The sequence below is a fragment of the Mesorhizobium sp. M7A.F.Ca.MR.362.00.0.0 genome (assembly GCF_004023175.1).
Taxonomy (GTDB): Bacteria; Pseudomonadota; Alphaproteobacteria; order Rhizobiales; family Rhizobiaceae; genus Mesorhizobium.
On sequence record NZ_RZTF01000407.1, the window covers coordinates 4,546 to 5,602 of the forward strand.

Sequence of the window (1,057 nt, forward strand, 5' to 3'; positions counted from 1 at the left end):
GCTCGGCATTGTCGCCGCCAATGGCCGCGGCAAGTCGACCTTGCTGAAATGCCTGACCGGCGAGATGGAGCCGACCTCCGGTGACATCACCCGCACGCGCGGCCTGCGCGTCGGTCATGTCGAGCAATCCATTGCCCCGGCCCTTCTCAGCCGCAGCTTCCATCAGGTCGTGGCCGACGCCTTGCCGCCCGAGCAGGCTGAAAGCGAGTTGTGGCGCGTCGACGTGGTTCTCGATTCACTCGACGTGCCGGAGCCGATGCGCGAGCGGCCAATGCAGGCGCTGAGCGGCGGTTGGCAGAGACTGGCGCTGATCGCCCGCGCCTGGGTGACAGATCCGGACGTGCTGCTGCTCGACGAGCCGACCAACCATCTCGACCTTGCTCGCATCAGCCAGTTGGAAACCTGGCTCAACGCATTGCCGCGTGAGGTGCCGGTCGTCATTGCCAGCCACGACCGCGCCTTTCTCGACGCCGCCACCAACCGGACGCTGTTCCTGCGACCGGAACAGTCGCCCGTGTTTGCCTTGCCCTATTCCCGCGCAAGGCGGGCGCTCGACGAGGTCGACGCCTCGACCGAGCGCAAGTTCCAGCGCGACATGAAGGTGGCGCAGCAATTGCGCCGGCAGGCGGCCAAGCTCAACAATATCGGCATCAATTCAGGCAGCGACCTGCTGACGGTCAAGACCAGGCAACTCAGCCAGCGGGCCGAAAAACTGGAGGAAGCGGCGAACCCGGCGCATCGCGAGAAGTCGGCGGGTGCCATAAAACTGGCCAATCGCGGCACCCACGCCAAAGTGCTGATCACGCTCGATGACGCGGCTGTCGAAACACCCGATGGCACGCTGCTGTTTCGGACCGGCAAGCGCCACATCTGCCAGGGCGACCGCATCGTGCTGCTAGGCCGCAACGGCGTCGGCAAGTCGCGCTTCGTCACCCTGATCCGCAATGCCATTGTCGAACCGGACACGGTGCGGAATGTGAAGGTGACGCCGTCGACCGTGCTCGGCTACAGCGATCAGGCGCTATCCGGCATCAGCGGCGACGACACGCCGCTGGCG

General features: G+C 65.6%; 1 protein-coding gene. It reads left to right on the forward strand.

Features of this window, described 5'->3' with window-relative positions:
- Positions 1-1,057 (forward strand): ATP-binding cassette domain-containing protein (locus EOC06_RS31465; protein WP_245470251.1); only part of this gene is annotated, 1,057 nt, incomplete at both ends.